The sequence below is a fragment of the Agromyces solani genome (genome assembly GCF_058349925.1).
The window spans coordinates 1,504,950-1,524,004 of sequence record NZ_JBYRER010000001.1 but is presented as its reverse complement, the minus strand read 5'-3'; the positions used below and the strand labels follow the sequence as shown (position 1 = coordinate 1,524,004).

Below are 19,055 nucleotides of genomic sequence, written 5' to 3'. Positions count from 1 at the left end.
ACCGCCTCGAGCCCGAGGATGCGAGCGACCATCGCGCCGACCTGCTTCTTGTCGGCGCGGCCGTAGCCGGTGATCGCCGCCTTCACCTCGGAGGGGGTGTGCAGCGCCACGGGCAGTTCCCGGCGCGCGGCGATGAGCATCGCGACACCCGAGATCTGCGCCGTGCCCATGATCGTGGACACGTCGGAACGCGCGAACACCCGCTCGAGCGCGACCGCCTGGGGCCGATGCTCGTCGAAGATCGCCTCGAGGCCGTCGGCGATGCGCGCGAGACGCCGCTCGATCGGCGCGTCGGTCGGCGACCGCAGCACGACGACGTCGACGAGCCGCGCGGTCCGATCGCCCTGCACGTCGACGACGCCGACGCCGCAGCGGGTGAGCCCGGGGTCGATGCCGAGCACCCGCACGGCGATCGGCCTACTCCGCCTCGAGCTCGGCCTGGACCTCGGGGGTCAGGTCGAAGTTGCTGTAGACGTTCTGCACGTCGTCCGAGTCCTCGAGGGCGTCGATGAGCCGGAACACCTTGCGCGCGGTGTCGGCGTCGATCTCGACCTTGAGGTTCGGCACGAACTCGATGTCGGCCGACTCGTAGTCGAGCCCCGCCTCCTGGAGCGCCTTGCGCACCTCTACCATGTCGGACGGGTCGGTGATGACCTCGAAGCCCTGCGCGTGCGGCTCGATCTCTTCTGCGCCGGCCTCGAGGGCCGCCATCATGACGTCGTCCTCGGTCGTGCCCTCGCCCGAGACGACGATGACGCCCTTGCGGGTGAAGTTGTACGCGACCGAGCCCGGGTCGGCGAGCGTGCCGCCGTTGCGGCTGAGCCCCGTGCGCACCTCGGCGGCCGCGCGGTTCTTGTTGTCGGTCAGCACCTCGACCATGAGGGCGACGCCCGACGGGCCGTACGCCTCGTACGTGATGCTCAGGTACTCGACGGCCTCGCCGCCGATGCCGGCGCCGCGCTTGATCGCGCGGTCGATGTTGTCGTTCGGCACCGAGGTCTTCTTGGCCTTCTGCACCGCGTCGTACAGGGTCGGGTTGCCGTTCAGGTCGGCGCCGCCGAGCTTGGCCGCGACCTCGATGTTCTTGATGAGCTTCGCGAACGACTTCGCGCGACGCGCGTCGATGACGGCCTTCTTGTGCTTGGTCGTCGCCCACTTGGAATGCCCGGACATGCTGCTCCTGTATCGACTTCTCGGCGGGGGCGCCCGCCGACGGTTCATTCTAGTCGAGCGCGCGGGCCGCGCTCCGGCGCACCGCCCGGATGTCCCTTCCGGAGCGGCCCGTCAGCCGACGAGCTTGCGCAGCGTGCGCACGTTGCGCGTCGTGAGGCTCGGCTTGAACCGCGCCTTCGCGGTGAGCTTCGAGAACGCGCTGCCGACGCCTCGCTCGCGGCGATTGTGCCAGTAGACCACGCCGTCGCCGCTCGTGACCACGTCGTCGGCCGGATCGAGCTCGTCGGCGGCGGCGACGAGCTCGTCGAGCGCCGCCGGGGACGAGGAGAAGACGACGTACGGATGCCAGCCCTCGCGCTCGGCGTCGAACGGGAATGCCGCGACGACCCGCTCGAGCTCCTCGCGATCGACGAGCACGATCCATGCCTCGTAGCCGAACCGGTCGGAGAGCCCCTGCTCGATGCGCGACTTCAGCGCCGAGGCATCCGCCTCGTCGGTGGTGAACGCGACGTTGCCGCTCGCGAGCACCGTGCGCACGCCGTCGAAGCCGAGTTCCCGGAAGAGCGCGGCGAGCTCCGCCGACCGCACGGTGATGCCGCCCACGTTGACCCCGCGCAGCAGGGCGATCCACTCGGTCACGAGGGCGAGCGTAGCGCGGCCGTCGACGCGCGGCGAGCGGCGCCGCGCGCCGACGGAGAGCTCAGGCGAGCGCGGGCATGCCCGCCGGGAAGACGTCGCGCTGCCACGCGGCGTACTTGCGGCGCATGAGCAGCACCCAGAGCAGCCGGATCGGCGCCGGCAGGTTCGCCTTCAGCCAGTCGTCGCGCTCGGCGGGCGGCAGGGCGTCGATCATGAGGCCGAGCTGGATCGGCATCGCCTCCTTCGGCAGCGCCGCGCGCCCGTGCTCGCCCACCTCGTCCCACTCCGCCTGGCTGAGCACGCGGGCGGCGATGGGCACGACGTCGGCCTCCTCCCGGCCGAGGTGCACACCGAGGGTCGTGCCGACGTCGTCCAGTGCCGCGGCGAGCCGCTCCCCCGTCTCGGGATCGGCGGTCGTGCGCCACTCGGCGACGAGCGGGTCGACGCGGTCGAGCAGTTCGGCGACCTGGGCGTGCTGCGCCTTCATGACGTCGACGTGCATCGAGCAGCCGGGCTCGCGTCGCTCGAGGCGGTCCCAGATCAGTTCGTCCTCGCCGTGGTGGTGCACGTGCAGGCCGCGGTCGATGAGGTCGACCGCGTTCGCGACCGAAGCCGCCCGCGCGAGGTCGCCGGGGGCGACGCCCCGCACGAGTCGGGGCAGTTCGCGGTAGCCCCAGCGGAAGATGCGGTGGACGATGAAGATGTCGCTCGTGTCGCAACCGGTCTCGTCGACGATGCGGTCGTCGGCGCCGGTGCTCGGCAGTCGTCTGGTCATGCGGGCGACGCTATCGATGCGCGGCAGCGCCGGAATCGGTGCCGGCACTGAGACCGCCGCCCCCGTTCGGGGTTCAGACCCGCGCGCCGACCTTCGAGAGGAAGTACTCGTGGAAGCGGTGCTCGCCGTTGATCTCGGGGTGGAAGCTCGTGCCCAGGAGGCTGCCCTGCTCGACCGCGACCACCCGGCCGTCGTCGAGCGTCGCGAGCGCCGTGGCGGCGGGACCCACCGATTCGACGACGGGTCCGCGGATGAACACCGCGTGGACGGGCGGTTCGCCGAGTTCGGGGATCACGAGATCGGTCTCGAACGACTGGTTCTGCGAGCCGAAGGCGTTGCGCCGCACGACGACGTCGAGGCCGCCGAGCGACTGCTGCCCCGCGATCGCGTCGAGCACGGTGTCGGCGAGCATGATGAGGCCGGCGCAGGTGCCGTAGACGGGCATCCCGTCCGAGATCGCGGCCTTGAGCGGCTCGGCGAGGCCGAAGGTGCGCGACAGCTTGTCCATCACGCTCGACTCGCCGCCGGGGATGACGAGACCGTCGACCTCGGCGAGCTCCTCGGGACGGCGCACGAGCGTCACCCGGGCACCGAGCGCAGCGAGCACGTGCGCGTGCTCCCGGAAGTCGCCCTGCAGGGCGAGCACCCCGACGCGGGGGCCGGCCGAGACCGGCCCCGCGTCGAGGGAGCCGGCTCGCAGCGTCGTCGTCACCAGCCGCGCTCGGCGAGGCGGTGCGGCGCGGGCAGGTCGCCGACGTTGATGCCGACCATCGCCTCGCCGAGGCCGCGCGAGACCTCGGCGATGACCGACGGGTCGTCGTAGAAGGTCGTCGCCTTGACGACGGCCGCGGCGCGCGCCTCGGGGTTGCCCGACTTGAAGATGCCGGAGCCCACGAAGACGCCGTCGGCGCCGAGCTGCATCATCATCGCCGCGTCGGCCGGCGTCGCGACGCCGCCCGCGGTGAAGAGCACGACCGGGAGCTTGCCGGTCTCGGCGACCTCGGCGACGAGCTCGTACGGCGCCTGCAGCTCCTTCGCCGCGACGTAGAGCTCGTCCTTCGTCATCGACTTCAGCGCGTTGATCTCCGAGGTGATCTTGCGGATGTGCTTGGTCGCCTCGGACACGTCGCCCGTGCCGGCCTCGCCCTTCGAGCGGATCATCGCCGCGCCCTCGTTGATGCGGCGGAGCGCCTCACCCAGGTTGGTCGCACCGCAGACGAACGGCACGGTGAAGTTCCACTTGTCGATGTGGTTGACGTAGTCGGCGGGCGAGAGCACCTCCGATTCGTCGATGTAGTCGACGTCGAGCGCCTGCAGCACCTGCGCCTCGACGAAGTGGCCGATGCGCGCCTTCGCCATGACCGGGATGGAGACCTCGGCGATGATCGCCTCGATGAGGTCGGGATCGCTCATGCGGGCGACGCCGCCCTGTGCGCGGATGTCGGCGGGCACGCGCTCGAGCGCCATGACGGCGACCGCGCCGGCGTCCTCGGCGATGCGGGCCTGCTCGGGGGTGACGACGTCCATGATGACGCCGCCCTTCAGCATCTCGGCGAGGCCGCGCTTCACGCGGTTCGAGCCCGTCTCGGGTGCGGTCACGGGGGAATCCTTTCGACGAGCGCGTGGCAGTGCGCGCTTCAGTACAGACCAACGGGATGATTGACCTAGGCCAAAAGATAGCATGGCCGGAGAACTGCGGAAGGATGGTGACGTGAGCATCGACATCGAGGGACGTTCGGCGGCCGAGATCGCGGAGAGCCTGCGCACGCTGATCGAGCGCGGCGAGTTGCGACCCGGCGACGCCCTGCCCCCCGTCCGCAGCCTCGCCGAACAGCTCGGCGTCAACCGCAACACCGCCGTCGCCGCCTACCGGCAGCTCACGAGCGCGGGCGTCGTCGTCACGCTGGGCCGCGGTGGCACCCGCGTCGCGGGCACCGCGCCGGTCGCGCAAGAGGGCTTCGCCGCCGATACCGCCCTGCGCGACATCGGCACCGGCAACCCGGATGCCTCGCGCATCCCCGACCCGTCGAGCGTCCTCGCGAGCATCGCCCGGCGCCCGGTGCTCTACGGCGAACCGGTCATCGATCCGGGCCTCGAGGCGTGGGCGGGCGCCTGGATGGCCGGCGACCTGCCGCCCGGCACGCCCATGCGCCTGACCGTGACGAGCGGCGCGGCCGACGCGGTCGAGCGGCTGCTCGCCCAGGCGTTGACCCGCGACGACGCCGTCGCCCTCGAGGACCCGTGCTTCCTCACGAGCATCCACACCGTGCGCGTCGCCGGCTACCGGCCCGTGCCCGTGCCCGTCGACGACGAGGGCATGACGGCCGACGGACTCCGGGCCGCGCTCGAGCAGGGCGTTCGTGCGGTCATCTGCACACCCCGAGCCCAGAACCCGACGGGGGCGAGCCTCACGGCGACCCGGGCGGCCGAGCTGCGCGAGGTCCTCCGCGAGCACCCGTACGTCCTGGTCATCGAGGACGACCATTACTCGCTGCTCTCCCGGCGCCCGTTCCATTCCCTCATCGGGCCCGAGCATCGGCGGTGGGCGCTCGTCCGCTCGGTGTCCAAGTTCCTCGGCCCCGACATGTGCCTCGCGGTGACGGCGTCGGACCCCGAGACGGCCGAACGGCTCGCGATGCGGCTGACCCCCGGGACGACGTGGGTGAGCCACCTGCTCCAGCGGCTCGTCCACGCCCTCGCGACCGACCCCGACGTCGCCTCGGGCATCCGTGCCGCCGGCGACCACTACGCCGCCCGGAATGCGGCGTTCGCCGCGCTGCTGACCGAAGCGGGCGTGCCCACGACGCCCGGCGACGGGCTCAACGTCTGGGTGCCGGTCGCCGCGCCGGCTCGCGAGGTCTCCGAACAGCTGATGCGGCGCGGATGGCTCGCACGCCCGGGCGACGAGTTCTCCCTCGGCGACCGACCGCCGGCCGGCCGGCTGCGGCTCACCGTCCACGCACTCGACGACGACGAGCTCGTGCAGCTCGCCGCCGATGTGGGCGCAGCGGTGCGCGCCGCCTCGAGCCGCGCGGCGGTCCACTGAATCGGACGCGCCCATCCGAGATGCGATGATCGAACGGTGAAGATCCTCTCGATCCAGTCGGCGGTCGCCTTCGGCCACGTCGGCAACTCCGCGGCCGTGTTCCCCCTCCAGCGCATCGGCGTCGAAGTCCTGCCCGTCTACACCGTGAACTTCTCCAACCACACGGGGTACGGCGCCTGGCGCGGGCCGCTCATCGCCCCCGACGACGTCCGCGAGGTCATCACGGGCATCGAGGAGCGCGGCGTGCTCGGCGACATCGACGTCGTGCTGAGCGGCTACCAGGGCAGCGACGGCATCGCGGACGTCATCCTCGACGCCGTGTCGCGGGTCAAGGCGGCGAACCCGGCCGCCGTCTACGCGTGCGACCCGGTCATGGGCAACGCCAAGTCGGGATGCTTCGTGGCGCCCGCCATCCCGGTGCTGCTGCGCGAACGCGTCGTGCCCGCCGCCGACCTCATCACGCCGAACCAGTTCGAGCTCGGCTACCTCACCGGCACCGAGCCCGACACCCTCGAGTCCACGCTCGCGTCGGTCGACCTCGCCCGCGCGTCGGGCCCGTCGACGATCCTCGTCACGAGCGTCGAGCGCCCCGACCGCGAGCCCGGCACCATCGAGATGCTCGCGGTCGACGAGCACGGCGCCTGGCTCGCGCGGACCCCGCACCTGCCGCTCAAGGCGAACGGTTCAGGGGATGTCACCGCCGCACTGTTCACGGCCCACTACCGCCGCACGGGCGATGCGGCCGACGCCCTCGCCCGCACGATCTCGAGCGTCTACGACCTGCTCGCGACGACGCACGAGTCGGGCGAGCGCGAACTGCAGCTCATCGAGTCGCAGGAGTACTACGCCAACCCGCGCATGCAGTTCGAGGTGCAGCAGGTCCGCTGACCGGGGTCGGTCGAGTCGGCGCGAAGCGCCGTATCGAGGCCACCTCCGACGGTGGTCTCGATACGCTGGTTTCGAGACGGCGCTGCGCGCCTCCTCGACCCGGCGCTCCGTCGCTGCTCGACCGACCGCAGGCTTACCCGGCCGAAGTCGGCCAGCCGTCGGCGATCTCCTCCCGCACCTCGCCGAGCAGACGCGGCAGCGCCTTCGTCCCGGCGATGATCGGGAAGAAGTTCGAGTCGAGCGCCCAGCGCGGCACGATGTGCTGGTGCAGGTGCTCGGCGATGCCGGCGCCCGCGATGCGGCCCTGGTTCATGCCGATGTTGAAGCCGTCGCACCTCGAGACCTGCTTGACCACGCGCATCGCCGTCTGCGTGAGCTCGCCGATCTCGGCGACCTCGTCGGCGTTCGCCTCGTCGTAGGTCGCGATGTGGCGGTACGGGCACACGAGCAGGTGGCCCGAGTTGTACGGGAACAGGTTGAGCAGCACGTAGGCGTGCTCGCCCCGCGCGACGATGAGCGACTGCTCGTCGCTCATCTCGGGTGCGCGGCAGAACGGGCAGGCGTGCTCGTCGGGCTGCTGGCCCTGCTGGATGTACACGAGCCGATGCGGGGTCCAGAGGCGCTGGAACGCATCGGGCACGCCGGCCAGGTCGGCCGAGGCATCCGTGGGCACCCCGTCGAACTCGTCGCGCTCGTAACTGGTCATGCGAACAGGTCGTCGCGCGTCGTCACCTGCCGGTGGTCGGCGATCGACTCGCGCACGAGTTCGATCGCCCGGGCGATCGGCACGCCGTTCTCCTGCGTGCCGTCGCGGAACCGGAAGCTCACCGTCCCGCCCGAGCGGTCGTTCTCGCCCGCGATGAGCTGGAACGGCACCTTCTGGGTGGTGTGGTTGCGGATCTTCTTCTGCATGCGGTCGTCGCTCGCATCGAGCTCGGCGCGCACGCCGAAGCCCTTCAACTGCTCGACGATCGCGCCGAGGTACGGCGCGTACTCGTCGGCGACCGGGATGCCGACGACCTGCACCGGCGCGAGCCACACCGGGAAGACCCCCGCGTAGTGCTCGAGGAGGATCGCGAAGAACCGCTCGATCGACCCGAACAGGGCGCGGTGGATCATGATCGGGCGGTGCTTCTCGCCGTCGGGCCCCATGTACTCGAGTTCGAAGCGCTCGGGCAGGTTCGGGTCGACCTGCACAGTCGACAGCTGCCACGTGCGGCCGATCGCGTCGCGGGTCTTGAGGTCGATCTTCGGACCGTAGAACGCGGCCTCGCCTGGCACCTCGGTGAGCTTCAGCCCGCTCGCGACCGCGACGTTGCGCAGGGCGTTCGTCGAGTACTCCCAGAACTCGTCGGTGCCGATCCACTTCGACTTCTCGTCGTCGCGCATCGACAGCTCGAGCTCGAAGTCCTCGAGGCCGAAATCGCGCAGCATCGAGATGACGAACTCGAGCACGCGGGTCGTCTCCTCCTCGAGCTGCTCGGGGGTGACGAAGAGGTGCGAGTCGTCCTGGGTGAAGCCGCGCACGCGGGTGAGGCCGTGCAGGGCGCCCGAGAGCTCGTTGCGGTACACGGTGCCGTTCTCGGCGAGCCGCATCGGCAGGTCGCGGTAACTGCGCGCGCGCTCCTTGTAGATCAGGATGTGCATCGGGCAGTTCATGGGCTTCAGGTAGTAGTCCTGGCCCTGCTTGGTGACGTTGCCGTCGGCGTCGCGCTCCTCGTCCATCACGATGGGCGGGAACATGCCCTCGCGGTAGGTGACGAGGTGGTTCGACTGGAGGAAGAGGTCCTCCTTCGAGATGTGCGGGGTGTACACGTAGGTGTACCCGCCCTCGACGTGCCGACGACGGGCGTGCTGCTCCATCTCGCCGCGCACGACGCCGCCCTTGGGGTGCCAGACCGACAGGCCCGAGCCGATCTCGTCGGGGAAGCTGAACAGGTCGAGCTCCTTGCCGAGCTTGCGGTGATCGCGCTTGGCCGCCTCCTCGAGGCGGTGCTGGTAGGCGCGCAGCTCGTCCTTCGTGGGCCACGCGGTGCCGTAGATGCGCTGGAGCTGCGGGTTCTTCTCGCTCCCGCGCCAGTAGGCTCCGGCGACACGCTGCAGCGCCCAGCCGTTGCCGATCATGCGCGTGTTCGGCAGGTGCGGCCCACGGCAGAGGTCCTTCCAGGCGACCTCGCCCGTCTTGGGGTCGACGTTGTCGTAGATGGTGAGCTCACCGGCGCCGACCTCGACGTTCTCGTTGTCACCGCCGCTCGAGGCGCTGCCCTTGAGCCCGATCAGTTCGAGCTTGTAGGGCTCCGACGCGAGCTCGGCCCGCGCCTCGTCGTCGGTCACGACCCGGCGCACGAACCGCTGGCCGGCGCGGATGATGCGCGCCATCTCCTTGTCGAGCGCCTTCAGGTCGTCGGTCGAGAACGCCTCGGCGACGTCGAAGTCGTAGTAGAAGCCGTCGGTGACGGGCGGGCCGATGCCGAGCTTCGCCTCGGGGTTCACGTTCTGCACGGCCTGCGCGAGCACGTGCGCGGTCGAGTGACGGAGGATGTTCAGCCCGTCGGGCGAGTCGATCGTGACGGGCTCGACGACGTCGGTGTCCGTCACCGTCGTGGCCAGGTCCTTGAGCTCGCCGTTGACGCGCATCGCGACAACGGATCGGTCGGTGAAGAGCTCGAAGCCGTCAGCCACCTGGATCCACTCCTTGATTCTCGAAACGAACCCTTCAACTGTAGTCGGCCGCCGACCATGCCTCTGGCGCCCTCGCCCCGAACGGGGGTGTACCCCGATGCGGCCGTTTCGGGGGACAATTCCCGGTGGACCGGCTGCGTGTCGGTCCGCCGGATCCCGGTGAAAGCGAAAGCCGGTCACCGGGGTCCGGCCCTCTGGCCGCCTGCAGCGCAGCGGATGCCTCGCCGCGATGCCGCTCGCAGCATCGGGTCGCCCGGGAACGAGAAAAGCCCCGGCTGAGCCGGGGCTTTCATGTGGTGGGCGATACTGGGATCGAACCAGTGACCTCTTCCGTGTCAGGGAAGCGCGCTACCGCTGCGCCAATCGCCCGAGTCGAGATGGCAGGATCTCGGCTTGGAGGTGGATACGGGATTCGAACCCGTGTATACGGCTTTGCAGGCCGCTGCCTCGCCTCTCGGCCAATCCACCGTTCATGGGTTCACCACCAAAGAACAGGAGCCGGGCTTTCGCCCGACCCTGATCAGAGCGGATGACGAGACTCGAACTCGCGACCCTCACCTTGGCAAGGTGATGCGCTACCAACTGCGCCACATCCGCGTTGCTCCGCATTTCTGCGTGCAGAGAAGACTTTATACACACTTCGAGCGATTCACAAACCGAGCGGGCGCCCGACGCCGTTCTCCCCGGTCAGCGTGCCATTCGTCCCATGAATCCCGGGCGTGTCGAGCCGGCTGGCTCGACCGCGCCGCGCCCGGCCGGCACTCGATGTGCATTCGCCCCGGTCCGTCGGCTAGTATCGAGTCCGGTCACCGCAACGGAGACCGAAACCCACATGGGCGATTGGCGCAGCTGGTAGCGCGCTTCCTTCACACGGAAGAGGTCGTCGGTTCGAGCCCGGCATCGCCCACCATGAGAACGCCCCCGGCAACCGCCGGGGGCGTTCGTCGTTTCGAGACCGACACACAGGCCCATCGCCCAGCACGAGAGAACGCCCCCGGCAACCGCCGGGGGCGTTCGTCGTTTCGAGACCGACACACAGGCCCATCGCCCACCACGAGAGAACGCCCCCGGCAACCGCCCGGGGGCGTTCGTCGTTTCGAGAGACCGACACACAGGCCCATCGCCCACCACGAGAGAACGCCCCCGGCAACCGCCGGGGGCGTTCGTCGTTTCGCGGCCCAGCCCCGTCAGGCGTCCAAACCGCGACGCTCGTGCAGCCGGCCGCGCCCGTCGAGCTCGAGGATCGTGTCGATGCCGACGCGTTCCAGGAACGCTCGGTCATGACTGACGACGAGCAGGGCACCCCGGTAGGCATCGAGGGCCTGGGCGAGTTGCTCGACGCTCGCGAGGTCGAGATTGTTCGTCGGCTCGTCGAGGATCAGCAACTGGTGGGCCGGCTCGGCGAGCAGCAGGCGGGCGAGGGCGACGCGGAACCGCTCACCCCCTGAGAGCGTTCGAACCGGGCGGTCCACGCTGTCGCCGCGGAGCAGGAGCCGAGCGAGCTGGTTGCGGATCGTTCCCGACGCGACGTCCGGGGCGTCGGCCTGCACGTTCTCCATGGCGCTGTCCTCCTCGACGAGACCGTCGAGACGCTGCGGGAGGCACCCGACGCGATCGGTGAGGACACGGCCGCGAGGACGGCCGGGCCACGACTCGGTCCGGCCGACGAGTTGCGCGACGAGGGTCGACTTCCCGGTGCCGTTCGCACCGATCAGCGCCACGCGCTCGGGTCCCTGGATCACGAACGATCGGTCCTCGTCCTCCAGCTCCACGAGCCGGCGCCCGCGCGGAACCCCGGGATCCGGCAGGACGAGATCGATGTGCTCGTCGCTGCGCACCCGGGCGTCCGCGGCATCGACGACGGCCTGCGCGGCTTGGACCTTGTCGTCGAGCGTGGCGCGGAGCGACCCGGCGGACCTCTGGGCCCTGCTGGCCCGGTTGCCCGCAAGGATCTTCGGGATGCCGCCGTCCTTCTGCGTCTTCCTGGCCATCCGGTCGCGACGGGCGAGCTTCGTCTCGGCCTCCATGCGCTGCCGCTTCTCGACCTTGAGCGCCTGCTGGGCCGAGCGGGCCGCCTGCACCGCGGCCGCCTGCTCCTGCGCCTGCCAGGCGCGCCATGAACTGTACGGACCGCCGTGGGTCTCGAGGGCACCGTCGTGCAGTTCGGCGATGGCGTCCATGTGCTCCAGCAGCTCGAGGTCGTGGCTGACCACGATGAGTGCTCCCGGCCACTCGTCGATGAACCCCGCCACCTTCGCGCGGGTGGCGCGGTCGAGGTTGTTGGTGGGCTCGTCGAGCAGCGTGATCGCCGGGCGGCGGATGCGCAGCCCGGTGATCGCGATGAGCATGGCCTCGCCGCCGGAGACCTCGGCGACCCGGCGCTCCAGGTCCGCCGCGGAGAACCCGATCTGGTGGAGCGCCTCATCGGCCCGCGACTCGATGTCCCAGTCGTCGCCGATCGCGTCGAAATGCCGCTGGTCGACGTCGCCGGCCTCGATCGCCCGCATGGCCGCGAGCACGCCGTCGATGCCGAGCAGTTCGGCGATCGTGGTCCGCGACCGCAGGGTGAGGGCCTGGGGAAGGTAGCCGACGGCGCCGACCGTCTCGATGCGTCCGGCGGTCGGCGACAGCTCGCCGGCGACGAGCCGGAGCAACGTGGACTTCCCGGCGCCGTTGCGGCCGATGAGGCCGGTGCGGCCCGCGCCGAACGTGCCGCCGACGCGCTCGAGCGCGACGGTGCCGTCCGGCCATTCGAAGGTGAGGTCGCGAAGGGTGATGGTGGAGGGGGTGGACATGTCGGATTCTCCTTTCGCTCCGTCGACGGCACGGCCGTCGGCGGAGCAGGCGCCCGATCGCGATGCGGCGGCCTTCACCGGTGGCGCAGCGGAATCGGCGCAGTGATGAGTCAGTGGTCGTCACCTCGACCGCGGCCCATCCGCCGGTGGCGCGCGATCGCCCAGGCGCACGTGTCGCAGCCGGGCGGAGCGGTCGCATGGAGCGCGTGCCGGCGGTGGACACCGAGGCGGGAGCATCGCAGCTCGACGGTCGACGAGCGTGGAACGAGGTCGGGGATCGTGCGGACGTCCCAGGGCGCAGGCAGCAGTCGACGCCCCCTTCGGGGAGCGGACTCGCGAAGGTCGCAACACCGACCGTTCGGCGGTGCGGGCGACGCCCGCACGTGCGAAAGCCACCGGGAGTCCGGTGGCTAGGCTCTGTCGACCTCGATCGTTTCCATCTCGTCAGCCTATCAGCCGACCGCTCCGCGCCGCCGGGAGCCGCCGAGCGCGCCCGACCCCGTGCCCCCTTTACGACGTCGCGATCAGCTCCAGCCGTAGCGGCGGGCGAGCGCGTCTGCGACGAGCCCGTAGCGCTCGGCGTCGAGCGAGGCCGCCTCGCGGCGCATGCCGCCCGCGCGCACCCGGAAGACCCGATCGGTCTTCACCCAGCTCGGCCGGCCTTCGGCGTCCCACGCGCCCTCCCCCAGCGACACGTAGTCCCGGTCGCCGTCGTGGGGCTTGCTCGTGAGCTGCACCGCCAGGTAGTCACCGGTGTCCGAAGCGGCGACGATCACGACGGGGCGGTCCTTGCCCCGGCCGTCGCGCTCCTCGTACGGCACCCAGGTCCAGACCACCTCGCCCGGGTCGGGCTCGCCGTCGTGCGAGGGCGTGTAGCCCGTCCGCACCCCGCGAAGTCGTGCGGGATCGATCTCGACTGTCGCATCGGGTCCGGCGCTGCCAGGTGAGACCTCGTCGTCGTCGAAGCGCGTCGGCGAGGCATCCCGCCCGGTCGCCCGGGGAGCCGGTGAGGTGCGCGAACCGCTCGAGGTGAGCGCCCGCACGAAACGGCCGACGGCGGTGAGGAGGCGCCCGGTGTCAGTCACACCGGGCACACTACCCCACCGCCGTCGGCCGGCCGAGGGTGGATGACTCGCGTCAGACGGTCTCGAGCTTGTAGGCGTCCTCGCCGTGCACGACGGTGTCGATGCCGGCGATCTCGTCCTCGTTCTTGACCCGGAAGCCCATCGTCTTCTGGATGAGCGTGCCGATCCCGAACGTCAGCGCGAACGAGTACACGAGCACGGAGACGGCGGCGATCGCCTGCACCGCGAGCTGCGTGAAGTCGCCGCTGTAGATGAGGCCCGTGCCGTTCGCGAAGAAGCCGAGGTACAGGGTGCCGATGAGGCCGCCGACGAGGTGGATGCCGACGACGTCGAGGGAGTCGTCGAACCCGAACTTGAACTTCAGGTCGATCGCGAGGGCGCACACGGCACCGGCGACGAGGCCGAGCACGATCGCCCAGATCGGCGTGAGCGAGGCGCAGGCCGGCGTGATGGCGACGAGGCCCGCGACCGCGCCCGACGCGGCGCCCACCGAGGTCGGCTTGCCGTCCTTGATCTTCTCGACGAGCAGCCAGGCGAGCAGCGCCGCGGCCGGCGCGGCGATCGTGTTCACGAACGCGAGGGCGGCGGTCCCGTCGGCGGCGAGCTCGGAGCCCGCGTTGAATCCGAACCAGCCGAACCACAGCAGGCCCGCGCCGAGCAGGACGAACGGCGGGTTGTGCGGAACGTGCGCGCCCTTCGAGAAGCCGACCCGCTTGCCGAGCACGAGCGCGAGCGCGAGCGCCGCGGCGCCGGCGTTGATGTGCACGGCCGTGCCGCCGGCGAAGTCGATCGCGCCGACCCCGAACGCCTCCTGCAGGCCGTACGTGATCCAGCCGCCGTACGCGAAGCTGCCGTCGTCGGCGAGCCCGAAGTTGAACACCCAGCTCGCGACCGGGAAGTACACGATCGTCGCCCAGATGCCCGCGAACACCATCCAGGCGCCGAACTTCGCCCGGTCGGCGATCGCACCGGAGATGAGGGCGACGGTGAGGATCGCGAAGGTCGCCTGGAAGGCCACGAACGCGAGCGGCGGGTACGCGGCGCCCTCAGGCGTCTCGAGCAGGCTCTCGAGGCCGATCGCCGACCAGTCGATCGACCACGGGGGCACGAGGCCCTCCGACCCCGGGAACGCGATGGCGTATCCGTACAGCACCCAGAGGACGCCGATGAGGCCCATCGCACCGAAGCTCATCATCATCATGCTGATGACGCTCTTCGCCTTGACGAGGCCGCCGTAGAAGAACGCGAGCCCGGGGGTCATCAGCAGCACGAGTGCCGCCGAGATCAACAGGAACGCGGTGTTGCCTTGATCCATCTCTCGAACCTCTCTCGGATGCAGGTCGTGGGGGGAACCTGTGCCGCAAGTGTCACGAGCGGTCGTTTCGAGAGATTCGTCGTTGTGTTTCGGGGCCGTTACGGTCGGGCGTGCGGTGTGAACAGCAGATTTCGGGATGCCTCGATCTCGCGGTGAATCGGCTGCGCGAGCGCCCCGCTCAGTCGTGCGGGGGCAGCTCGCCCGAGGTGAGCGCGATCATGCGGCTCATCGAGCGGAGGTACTTCTTGCGGTACCCGCCCGCCATCATCTCGGCGTCGAACACCTCGTCGAGCGGGGTGCCGCTCGCGACGATCGGCACCTCCGCGTCGTAGACGCGGTCGATGAAGGCCACGAGGCGTAGCGCGGCGTTCTGGTCGTCGAGCTCGTGCGCGCCCGTGAGCGCGATCGCGTCGAGCCCCTCGACGAGGCGCACGTACTTCGACGGGTGCACCGTGGCGAGGTGCGCGATGAGGTCGTCGAACCCGTCGAGCGAGACCCGGTGGCCGCGTTCGGCGAGCGCGTCGGCGGTGCGCTGCACCGCCGCGTCGTCGCCCGCGACCTCCGCATGGCCCTCGGTGTCGCGTCGGCGGTAGTCGAGGCCGTCGATGCGCAGCGTCTCGAAGTTCGACGACAGCGCGTGGATCTCGCGGAGGAAGTCCGCCGCCGCGAAACGCCCCTCGCCGAGCGCGTTCGGCGGGGTGTTGCTCGTGGCGGCGACGCGCGTGCCGCCGGCCATCAGCTCGCCCAGGAAACGCGTCATGAGCATCGTGTCGCCGGGATCGTCGAGTTCGAACTCGTCGATGCAGATGAGCTTCGCCCCGCGCAGCAGCTCGACCGCCTTGGCGTAGCCGAGCGCTCCCACGAGCGCGGTGTACTCGATGAACGTTCCGAAGTACTTCGGCCCGTGCGCGACGTGCCAGAGCGACGCGAGCAGGTGGGTCTTCCCGACGCCGAAGCCGCCGTCGAGGTAGACGCCCGGGAGTTCGATGCGCGCGGGCCGCTTGCGGGAGAAGAACCCGCCCGGGCGCTGCGCGGCGCGCCACGCCCCGGCGAACTGGTTGAGCCGGTCGAGCGCGGCCTGCTGCGACGGGAAGTCGGGGTCGGGCCGGTACGACTCGAACGAGGCGTGCTCGAACTGCGGCGGCGGCACGAGCTCCGCGGCGATCTCGGCGCCGGAGATCGACGGATTGCGGTCGACGAGGCGGATGGGTGCAGCGCTGGAGGCCGTGGTCATGCTGGAGAGCTCCCGTATTGCACCGGATGACGGGTGCTGTGTCGAGGCCCCGTGGGCCGCGTAGATTCGGAGGTGGACAGGTCATCAGCCTAGTCCGCTCCCCCGCTCACCCCGCCCGATCGGGCGACCACAGGAGGCCCCGATGTCCGCCGAGTTCGACTCCGCCGCGAAGTTCGCCGAGTACGCCCACCCCGAGCGCCTCGTCTCCACCGCCTGGCTCGCCGAACACCTCGGCGAACCCGGCCTCGTCGTGGTCGAATCCGACGAGGACGTGCTGCTCTACGAGACCGGCCACATCCCCGGCGCGGTGAAGGTCGACTGGCACCTCGACCTCAACGACCCCGTCGTGCGCGACTACGTCGACGCCGAGCGGTTCGCCGAGCTCCTCGGCTCGCGGGGCATCGCACGGGACACGACCGTCGTGGTCTACGGCGACAAGAACAACTGGTGGGCGGCGTACGCGCTCTGGGTGTTCACGCTGTTCGGCCACGAGGACGTGCGTCTCCTCGACGGCGGCCGCGACCTGTGGATCGCCGAGGGCCGCGAACTCACGACCGACGTTCCCGACCTCGCTCCCGTCGAGTACCCCGTCGTCGAGCGCGACGACCGCGCGGTGCGGGCCTTCAAGGACGACGTGCTCGCCCACCTCGGCAACCCGCTGATCGACGTCCGCTCGCCCGAGGAGTACACCGGTGAGCGCACGACCGCGCCGGCCTACCCCGAGGAGGGCGCCCTCCGCGCCGGCCACATCCCCACCGCGGCATCCGTGCCGTGGGCCCGTGCCGCCGCGGCCGACGGCACCTTCAAGACGCGGACCGAGCTCGACGCCATCTACCGCGACGAGGTCGGCCTCGCCGACGGCGACGACATCGTCGCCTACTGCCGCATCGGCGAGCGGTCGAGCCACACCTGGTTCGTGCTGCAGCACCTGCTCGGCTTCGAGAACGTCCGGAACTACGACGGCTCGTGGACCGAGTGGGGCAGTGCGGTGCGCGTGCCGATCGTGACGGGCCCCGAGCGGGGCGAGGCGCCCGGCCGCTGACCTGCGGCACGGTCGCGCATGGGAGAATGGACCGGATGGAACAGACGACCCTGCCCGCCTCGCTCGCCGAGATCCGCGACGACTTCCTCGCGCTCGGCGTGCGCGACCGGCTGCAGCTGCTGCTCGAGTTCTCCAACGAGTTGCCCGAGCTGCCGGAGCGGTACGCCGATCATCCCGACCTGCTCGAGCGCGTCGTGGAGTGCCAGTCGCCGGTGTACATCTTCGTCGAGGTGGCCGACGGCGTCGTGCACCTGTTCGCGACCGCTCCGGCCGAGTCGCCGACGACGCGGGGGTTCGCCTCGATCCTCGTCCAGGGCCTGGCCGGGCTCTCCGTGCAGGAGGTGCTCGACATCCCCGCCGACTACCCGCAGTCCCTCGGGCTCGGCGAAGCGGTCTCGCCGCTCCGGGTGCGCGGCATGACCGGGATGCTGGCCCGCACGAAGCGGCAGCTCCGCGAGCGCGTCGCCGCCTGATCAGCCGACGATCTCGGCGTCGCCGGCGACGGACGGCTCGTCGCGAGCGGTGCGCGACGCGAGCCAGCCGGTGATCAGCCTCGTCCAGCGTTCCGGGTCGTGATTCCACAGTTTCGTGTGGCGCGCGCCCGCGAACTCCTCGAACTGCACGAGATCCGGTCGGGATGCCGCGAGCCGGCGCGACCCGTCGATGGGGACGAACCCGTCGTCGGCGCTGTGCATGAGCAGCATCGGCGCGGTGAACTCCTCGGCCCGGGCGACGAGGTCGAGTGCCACGAGGTCGATCGGCGCGGCGGCCCCGGTGAGGCCCGCACCGACCGGCGCGCCGAGCACGCCGGCGACGAGATCTCCGAGGCGAGCGGGCAGGCCCATCGCGGTTCCCTGGAAGCGGAGGATGTCGACCCAGTCGATCGCCGGCGAATCGAGGATGACGCCGACGAGGTGTTCGCGGACCTCGCTCGAGCGGAGCACTGCCTGCAGCGCGATCATGCCGCCCATCGACCAGCCCATGAGCACGATCTCCCGCGCGCCTCGCGCTCGGGCGAACCGGACCGCGGCGACGACGTCCTCCCACTCGGTGCCGCCGAGTCCGTACCGGCGGTCGGCGCTCTCGGGCGCCTCGCCGTCGTTGCGGTAGGAGATGAGGAGGCTGTTCCAGCCGGCATCCCGCACCGGGTCGACGGCGCGCAGGGCCTCGTGGCGCTTCGCGCCGCGACCGTGGACCTGCACGACCCATCGATCGGTCGCCTCCGCCGCGGGAATCGACCAGGCCGGCGCCGGCCCGAGGGGTGTCTGCACGACGACCTCGCGGTACGGCACGTCGAGCTCCCAGGGCCCCAGGTGGTACCAGCCGTCGATGCGGCCCCGGCGAGCCCGGTCGAGCCGGCCGAAATCGACGGCGTCCACACCGCGGCGAACGGTGCCGTCGTGCTCCGATTCGACGTCGGCGAGACGTGCGTGACCGGCGTCGCCGTCGAACCACAGCCCGTAGCGGCCGCGCATCCTCGACTCGTCGTCGGCCGCGAGCGTGATCGCGCCCGCCGCCAGGTCGACGGCGAGGATGCGGAGGTCCTCGTCTCGTCTCGGGGACGGCGTGACCACCTTCCGGGCGAACACGACCGCGAGTGCCGTGACCGATGCGGCGACGACCGCGAGCGCACCCGCGACGAGCCCCACCGCGGCGAGGCTCGTGCCGAGCATGCGAAGTCCGCCCTGCCGCTGTGCCATCCGTCGCGTCCTCCCCGGTGAACGATCCACTGCGTGCCGGTGCGGCGTGCCGCCGCCGCCGGTTCCGATGGAGACTCTAGTCTGCACTCGTGCCCGACCACCCGACCTCCTCCCCCGCCGAGTTCGAGAACGCACTCGCCTCGATCCGGGCCGCCGCACCGCGCAGTGAGCTCACGGTGTCGGAGATCCCCGCGCCGGGCGGCCTCGCGCCCTACGCCGCGGCGCTCTCCGCCGATGTCTCGCCCTCGCGTCACGGCGACGACTCGGAGCTCGGGACCGGACGGTTCATCCTCCTGTACGACCCGAGCGAGCCCGAGGCATGGGGTGGCCGGTTCCGCATCGTGTGCTTCGCGCAGGCGCCGCTGGAGACCGACATCGGACTCGATCCCTTCCTCGCGGACGTCGCCTGGTCGTGGCTCATCGATGCGCTCGACGCGCGGGGTGCCCGCTACGTCGCCGCCTCGGGGACCGCGACGAAGATCCTCTCGACCGGGTTCGGCGAACTCGCCCATCAGGGAGACGGCGCGCAGATCGAGCTTCGCGCGTCGTGGAGCCCGCTCGACGCGGCCATCGGCGCGCATGTGGAAGGCTGGGGAGAGTTGTTGTGCATGCTCGCGGGGCTGCCGCCCCGCGCTGAAGGGGTGACCGCCCTGCCCCGCCGGAGGTCGGATCGTGGATGAA

General features: G+C 70.8%; 18 protein-coding genes and 4 tRNA genes. 6 read left to right on the top strand and 16 right to left on the bottom strand.

Translation table 11 applies throughout. From position 1 onward, the window contains the following. The 6 genes from AC3RJ7_RS07010 to pdxS all read right to left on the bottom strand — a co-directional run. Positions 1–407 (bottom strand): crossover junction endodeoxyribonuclease RuvC (locus AC3RJ7_RS07010; protein WP_491455070.1); only part of this gene is annotated, 407 nt, incomplete at its 3' end. Between the two features lie 10 nt (positions 408–417). After that, complete coding sequence (locus AC3RJ7_RS07005; protein WP_491455069.1) at positions 418–1,173, bottom strand: YebC/PmpR family DNA-binding transcriptional regulator; 756 nt, start codon at positions 1,171–1,173, stop codon at positions 418–420. Positions 1,174–1,284: 111 nt separating this feature from the next. Then, positions 1,285–1,812, bottom strand: a complete 528-nt coding sequence (locus AC3RJ7_RS07000) for a DUF1697 domain-containing protein (RefSeq protein WP_491455068.1) — start codon at positions 1,810–1,812, stop codon at positions 1,285–1,287. A gap of 61 nt (positions 1,813–1,873) precedes the next feature. Beyond that, positions 1,874–2,587, bottom strand: coding sequence for a hemerythrin domain-containing protein (locus AC3RJ7_RS06995; RefSeq protein ID WP_491455067.1), 714 nt, complete (start codon positions 2,585–2,587; stop codon positions 1,874–1,876). A gap of 73 nt (positions 2,588–2,660) precedes the next feature. Then, a complete protein-coding gene (gene pdxT, locus AC3RJ7_RS06990; protein WP_491455066.1) occupies positions 2,661–3,299 on the bottom strand; it encodes a pyridoxal 5'-phosphate synthase glutaminase subunit PdxT in 639 nt (212 codons plus the stop codon). Next, positions 3,296–4,186, bottom strand: coding sequence for a pyridoxal 5'-phosphate synthase lyase subunit PdxS (gene pdxS / locus AC3RJ7_RS06985; RefSeq protein ID WP_491455065.1), 891 nt, complete (start codon positions 4,184–4,186; stop codon positions 3,296–3,298). The genes pdxT and pdxS overlap by 4 nt, the downstream gene beginning before the upstream one ends. A gap of 82 nt (positions 4,187–4,268) precedes the next feature. Between pdxS and AC3RJ7_RS06980 the strand changes: the two genes are divergently transcribed. Beyond that, positions 4,269–5,633 carry an aminotransferase class I/II-fold pyridoxal phosphate-dependent enzyme gene (locus AC3RJ7_RS06980; protein ID WP_491455064.1) on the top strand — a complete coding sequence of 455 codons (1,365 nt, stop codon included), beginning with the start codon at positions 4,269–4,271 and terminating at the stop codon, positions 5,631–5,633. A gap of 36 nt (positions 5,634–5,669) precedes the next feature. Next, positions 5,670–6,521 (top strand): pyridoxal kinase PdxY, encoded by an 852-nt coding sequence (pdxY, locus tag AC3RJ7_RS06975; protein ID WP_491455063.1) that lies wholly within the window; start codon positions 5,670–5,672, stop codon positions 6,519–6,521. A gap of 133 nt (positions 6,522–6,654) precedes the next feature. Here the strand turns inward: pdxY and AC3RJ7_RS06970 are convergent, their stop codons facing one another. From AC3RJ7_RS06970 to AC3RJ7_RS06950, 5 genes are all read right to left on the bottom strand, one after another. Then, positions 6,655–7,227 carry an HIT family protein gene (locus tag AC3RJ7_RS06970; protein ID WP_491455062.1) on the bottom strand — a complete coding sequence of 191 codons (573 nt, stop codon included), beginning with the start codon at positions 7,225–7,227 and terminating at the stop codon, positions 6,655–6,657. Further along, positions 7,224–9,158 carry a threonine--tRNA ligase gene (thrS, locus tag AC3RJ7_RS06965; protein ID WP_491455245.1) on the bottom strand — a complete coding sequence of 645 codons (1,935 nt, stop codon included), beginning with the start codon at positions 9,156–9,158 and terminating at the stop codon, positions 7,224–7,226. Before thrS ends, AC3RJ7_RS06970 begins: the two co-directional genes overlap by 4 nt. Before the next feature lie 339 nt (positions 9,159–9,497). Beyond that, positions 9,498–9,572: transfer RNA gene (locus tag AC3RJ7_RS06960), tRNA-Val, on the bottom strand. Between the two features lie 25 nt (positions 9,573–9,597). Beyond that, positions 9,598–9,671: transfer RNA gene (locus AC3RJ7_RS06955), tRNA-Cys, on the bottom strand. 56 nt (positions 9,672–9,727) lie between these two features. Next, a tRNA-Gly gene (locus AC3RJ7_RS06950) sits at positions 9,728–9,800 on the bottom strand. Between the two features lie 237 nt (positions 9,801–10,037). On the opposite strand from AC3RJ7_RS06950, the gene AC3RJ7_RS06945 reads away from it, so the two are divergent. Then, positions 10,038–10,113: transfer RNA gene (locus AC3RJ7_RS06945), tRNA-Val, on the top strand. A 277-nt stretch (positions 10,114–10,390) separates the two neighbouring features. Here the strand turns inward: AC3RJ7_RS06945 and AC3RJ7_RS06940 are convergent. From AC3RJ7_RS06940 to zapE, 4 genes are all read right to left on the bottom strand, one after another. Continuing rightward, positions 10,391–11,998 carry an ABC-F family ATP-binding cassette domain-containing protein gene (locus tag AC3RJ7_RS06940; RefSeq protein ID WP_491455061.1) on the bottom strand — a complete coding sequence of 536 codons (1,608 nt, stop codon included), beginning with the start codon at positions 11,996–11,998 and terminating at the stop codon, positions 10,391–10,393. Between the two features lie 524 nt (positions 11,999–12,522). Then, complete coding sequence (locus AC3RJ7_RS06935; RefSeq protein WP_491455060.1) at positions 12,523–13,083, bottom strand: type II toxin-antitoxin system PemK/MazF family toxin; 561 nt, start codon at positions 13,081–13,083, stop codon at positions 12,523–12,525. Between the two features lie 52 nt (positions 13,084–13,135). After that, positions 13,136–14,398, bottom strand: coding sequence for an ammonium transporter (locus AC3RJ7_RS06930; protein ID WP_491455059.1), 1,263 nt, complete (start codon positions 14,396–14,398; stop codon positions 13,136–13,138). 178 nt (positions 14,399–14,576) lie between these two features. Continuing rightward, positions 14,577–15,632, bottom strand: a complete 1,056-nt coding sequence (zapE, locus tag AC3RJ7_RS06925) for a cell division protein ZapE (RefSeq protein ID WP_491455058.1) — start codon at positions 15,630–15,632, stop codon at positions 14,577–14,579. A gap of 142 nt (positions 15,633–15,774) precedes the next feature. Between zapE and AC3RJ7_RS06920 the strand changes: the two genes are divergently transcribed. Then, positions 15,775–16,674 carry a sulfurtransferase gene (locus tag AC3RJ7_RS06920; RefSeq protein WP_491455057.1) on the top strand — a complete coding sequence of 300 codons (900 nt, stop codon included), beginning with the start codon at positions 15,775–15,777 and terminating at the stop codon, positions 16,672–16,674. A gap of 35 nt (positions 16,675–16,709) precedes the next feature. Continuing rightward, positions 16,710–17,147, top strand: coding sequence for a SufE family protein (locus AC3RJ7_RS06915; RefSeq protein WP_491455056.1), 438 nt, complete (start codon positions 16,710–16,712; stop codon positions 17,145–17,147). Here the strand turns inward: AC3RJ7_RS06915 and AC3RJ7_RS06910 are convergent, their stop codons facing one another. Next, a complete protein-coding gene (locus AC3RJ7_RS06910; RefSeq protein WP_491455055.1) occupies positions 17,148–18,374 on the bottom strand; it encodes an alpha/beta hydrolase family protein in 1,227 nt (408 codons plus the stop codon). A gap of 89 nt (positions 18,375–18,463) precedes the next feature. Between AC3RJ7_RS06910 and AC3RJ7_RS06905 the strand changes: the two genes are divergently transcribed. Continuing rightward, positions 18,464–19,054 carry a DUF3000 domain-containing protein gene (locus AC3RJ7_RS06905; RefSeq protein WP_491455054.1) on the top strand — a complete coding sequence of 197 codons (591 nt, stop codon included), beginning with the start codon at positions 18,464–18,466 and terminating at the stop codon, positions 19,052–19,054. The last annotated feature ends 1 nt before the right edge of the window (position 19,055 follow it).

Excerpts from the sequence above, each read along its gene's own strand:
- AC3RJ7_RS07005 (WP_491455069.1), bottom strand. The coding sequence starts at position 1,173 with ATGTCCGGGCATTCCAAGTGGGCGACGACCAAGCACAAGAAGGCCGTC.
- AC3RJ7_RS06995 (WP_491455067.1), bottom strand. The coding sequence starts at position 2,587 with ATGACCAGACGACTGCCGAGCACCGGCGCCGACGACCGCATCGTCGAC.
- AC3RJ7_RS06980 (WP_491455064.1), top strand. The coding sequence starts at position 4,269 with ATGGCCGGAGAACTGCGGAAGGATGGTGACGTGAGCATCGACATCGAG.
- AC3RJ7_RS06970 (WP_491455062.1), bottom strand. The coding sequence starts at position 7,227 with ATGACCAGTTACGAGCGCGACGAGTTCGACGGGGTGCCCACGGATGCC.
- thrS (WP_491455245.1), bottom strand. The coding sequence starts at position 9,158 with ATGCGCGTCAACGGCGAGCTCAAGGACCTGGCCACGACGGTGACGGAC.
- AC3RJ7_RS06940 (WP_491455061.1), bottom strand. The coding sequence starts at position 11,998 with ATGTCCACCCCCTCCACCATCACCCTTCGCGACCTCACCTTCGAATGG.
- AC3RJ7_RS06930 (WP_491455059.1), bottom strand. The coding sequence starts at position 14,398 with ATGGATCAAGGCAACACCGCGTTCCTGTTGATCTCGGCGGCACTCGTG.
- zapE (WP_491455058.1), bottom strand. The coding sequence starts at position 15,632 with ATGACCACGGCCTCCAGCGCTGCACCCATCCGCCTCGTCGACCGCAAT.
- AC3RJ7_RS06920 (WP_491455057.1), top strand. The coding sequence starts at position 15,775 with ATGTCCGCCGAGTTCGACTCCGCCGCGAAGTTCGCCGAGTACGCCCAC.
- AC3RJ7_RS06915 (WP_491455056.1), top strand. The coding sequence starts at position 16,710 with ATGGAACAGACGACCCTGCCCGCCTCGCTCGCCGAGATCCGCGACGAC.
- AC3RJ7_RS06910 (WP_491455055.1), bottom strand. The coding sequence starts at position 18,374 with ATGGCACAGCGGCAGGGCGGACTTCGCATGCTCGGCACGAGCCTCGCC.